At 68.7% G+C, this 3,202-nt stretch carries 4 protein-coding genes and 1 pseudogene; all 5 read right to left on the minus strand.

Features of this window, described 5'->3' with window-relative positions:
- Positions 1-213 (minus strand): annotated as a pseudogene (locus SCA03_RS37425) (transposase); the annotation flags it as partial.
- Between the two features lie 284 nt (positions 214-497).
- Positions 498-722, minus strand: coding sequence for a transposase (locus SCA03_RS34545; protein WP_141275890.1), 225 nt, complete (start codon positions 720-722; stop codon positions 498-500).
- Between the two features lie 68 nt (positions 723-790).
- A complete protein-coding gene (locus tag SCA03_RS34550; RefSeq protein ID WP_086816634.1) occupies positions 791-1,618 on the minus strand; it encodes a helix-turn-helix transcriptional regulator in 828 nt (275 codons plus the stop codon).
- A gap of 4 nt (positions 1,619-1,622) precedes the next feature.
- Positions 1,623-2,552 carry an alpha/beta hydrolase gene (locus SCA03_RS34555; RefSeq protein WP_086816632.1) on the minus strand — a complete coding sequence of 310 codons (930 nt, stop codon included), beginning with the start codon at positions 2,550-2,552 and terminating at the stop codon, positions 1,623-1,625.
- Complete coding sequence (locus SCA03_RS34560; RefSeq protein WP_158102325.1) at positions 2,549-3,013, minus strand: YybH family protein; 465 nt, start codon at positions 3,011-3,013, stop codon at positions 2,549-2,551. The genes SCA03_RS34555 and SCA03_RS34560 overlap by 4 nt, the downstream gene beginning before the upstream one ends.
- Positions 3,014-3,202: the final 189 nt, after the last annotated feature.

Here is a 3,202-nt window from a genome sequence, read left to right on the forward strand (position 1 = left end):
GGCCCTGGAGGAGCAGGCCCTGTCCGCGGCCACGGCGTCCAGCCGAGTGCGGGGGCGGCCGACGGGCCCGGGGATGCGGATCTTGTCCAGCACGTTCTGGAACTGCGGGCTGTCCGCGGCCTGGCCGGGCGTGAGCACGAACGACACAGGCCGGCCCGCGGCATCGACCGCGCAGTGGATCTTGCTGCTCAGTCCGCCCCGGGACCGGCCGAGACGGGCGGCACCCGCCCTGGCCCTGCGGCGTCGCCGCGCGAGGACCCGGTCCGCATCCGGTGCACCCGCCCCACTCGCGCCCGCGCGGGCCGCCGCCGGATCACCCGCAGCACGGGCGGCTGCTGCGCAAGAGGAGCCCCCCTTTTCCTCGGTCAGGGCCTGCTCCAAGGCGTCAAGGGTCTCCCCGCCACTGCCAGACCCGCCGATTCGTGATGCGCCCGCGCGATCGTGGAGTCCACGCTGACCAGATGCAGGCCGACCTGCCCGCGCGGCCGCCTCGGCGATCAAGGCGTCCATCCGGCCCTGGCCCAGCCGCTGAACCGGGAGTAGACCGTGGACCAGGGCCCGTACCGCTCGGGAACGTCACGCCAGCCACTGCCGGTCCGAAACCGCCACAGCACCCCGTTGAACTGGTCCCGCACCCGCCGCGGCAACGGCCCGGTGGCCGCCACCGGCAGCAGCGGCTCGATCAAGGCCCACTCGGCATCCGGCACGTCACAACGCGCCACACCCGAGTTCTACCAGCCACCCCGAACACGCCACCGAGCCACACCTGGAACCGGACTCCGAACAGCACCTAGGGCGCCGGAGATGCCGCACCGGTCGTCGGCGTGTACACCACGAGGCCCGTCCCCGGGTGGGCGTCGATGCTGAAGGACGCGTACTGCATGGTCGTCTCCGACCCGTCAGGCAGGAGGAAGGTCTTCTTTCCCTCCCCCAGGTGCCCGACCTCGTTGCGCCGCCAGATCTCGTCGAACTCCGGCGAGGTGGTGCGCAGGTCGTGGATCAGTGCCTGTACCCGCGGGGAGCGGTCTTCCCAGCGGACCAGCTCTGAACGGAACGTCGCGACGGCCAGTTTCGCCTCGGTGGGCCAGTCCCGGATCCGCCTGCGAGAGTCGGGATGCGTGAACAGGATGCGGAGCACGTTGCGTTCCGCGGCGGGCAGGGACGCGCAATCGGTCAGGACACGTGCTGCGGCGGCGTTCCATTCGAGGATGTCCCACGACGGGGACTTCAGATACGCAGGGCACGGTTCCAGCGCGTCGAGCACCACGCGCAGCTTGCGCCTCTCGTCGGGGCTCAGCTCCTGATGGGAGGCGCCGACCTTGCCGTAGGCGAGCAGGAAGGCGTGTTCCCGCTCCTTCGGCTTCAGCCGCAGGGCCTCGCAGATCGCTTCCAGGACTTGGATCGACGGGCGCCCGCCCCGCCCCTGCTCCAAGCGCGAATACCACTCCACGCTGATACCGGCGGTGACCGCGACCTCGGATCTGCGCATGCCGGGCGTGCGTCGCCTGGACGACGCCCGTCCGGAATCCTGGGCAATCGTCGATCGCTCACGATGTGCGCGCAGGAACGTGCCCAGTGCGTCTGCGTTCTCGCCCGTCAGAGCTGGTCTCCACAGCAGTTGGTCACGGTTGGTTCCTCATGTGTGCGTGCAACCAGTCGAGGACCGGCTGCGGGCGGCGCTGGAACTCAAGATAACCGTCCCACCGACGGTGTGTGTCCTCGACCCACTGCAACTCCTTGTCGTCGGTGTCGAGCATGGCAAACGCGGTCTCGATGTCGTGCGGCTCGGTCAGGGAGTCCTGGCGGACGGCGTACAGATACGTGGGGATGCGGACGTATCGTGCCCAGCTCGTATCGGGGCGAGCCGCGAAGGGGAGGGAGGTTCCCAGCATGACGCGGTGATCCAGCTCGGGAAGGCGCTGCTTCCCGAGGCCGAGGATCTCCAGCAGGCGTCCCATGATGACCAGGTCGGAGACCGGCTGGCAGGCGACGAGGCAGCGCACTTCGTCGAACTCCCCCGGTACTTGCCGCATGGCCGCGAACGTGGCGTTCGCACCGAGGCAGCGGCTGAAGAGGGCCACGCGCATCGACACCGTGTCCGGACGGGCGCGAAGGTGTCGCAGGGAGCCCACCACATCACGCGCCTCGAACAGTCCGCTGGTCACCGCGCCCCCGTTGGCGGCACCGCTCAGGCCGAAGTTGCGCAAGTCGTACGTGAGCACGTTGTACCCGGCCTCGTGCAGGATGGCGTAGTCGGGCAGGAAGTCGACTTCCGTTCCGTTGCCGCTCGGGCCCCAGATCGACTGCCACGGCTCCAGGTGGGTCGGCTGACCGGCACGGCTGAAACCCATGGGATGGTTCAGGACGACGACGTCGTCGCTGTCAGCCGGGATGAACCATCCTTCGAGGGGGACGCCGTCCGAGGACGGGAAGGTGACATTCTCGTAGTCGAGACCGACGTGCGAAGGATCCCTCATCACCGGGGAACGCAGCGGATCGACGAAGGAGCGGGCCACGTCGTCGAGGATCTCTTCAGCGCTCGGCCTGCTCATCGGCCGGCCCCCGCGGGGGTCAGGTCCATCAGCGCCTTTCCGGTGGCGAAGTCGATGGGCCAGGAAACGTGGTCGTGGAACATCAGCCACTCTCCCTCGATGCGCCGGAAGCAGTTGGTCGTGCGCACCCACGAATCCATGGGGCGGCCGGACATGGTTCCGGCCATCCGGACGGCGCATCGCGCGATCGCGAGGTCGGCCTGCGCATCGACCCGAAGGTCGGCCAGTTCCAGCTCGATCGGGCCGTCGAACGCCTCGTAGAAGTCCACCCAGTTCTTCCGCCACATCTCGCCTCCCTCGAACTGGAAGGGGGGCATCAAGTCGAATGCGGTGAAGCCCTCGGGCGCGTAGAACGCCATGATGGAGTCGACGTCCTTCGATTCGAAAGCCTTCTTCCATTCCTCCATGCGCGTACGAACTTCCTCGTCGGGGGAGGAAGGGGTGCTGCCGTTGGTCCTCATGGGATTCATCTCCTGTATCGCGGCCCGTTGCGTCTGCGTCCAGCCTCGACCGGGGCAGGGACCGGAGCCAGCCCGAGATCATGGTGGTATGTGCAGTACCCCCCTGGCCGATGCCGCAGGGTCAGGGCGGGTGCCGCCCGTCTCGGCTGGACGCCGTGGCCGGGGACAGGGCCTACTCCTCCAGGGCCG

The organism is Streptomyces cacaoi (assembly GCF_006539165.1).
Taxonomy (GTDB): domain Bacteria; phylum Actinomycetota; class Actinomycetes; order Streptomycetales; family Streptomycetaceae; genus Streptomyces; species Streptomyces cacaoi.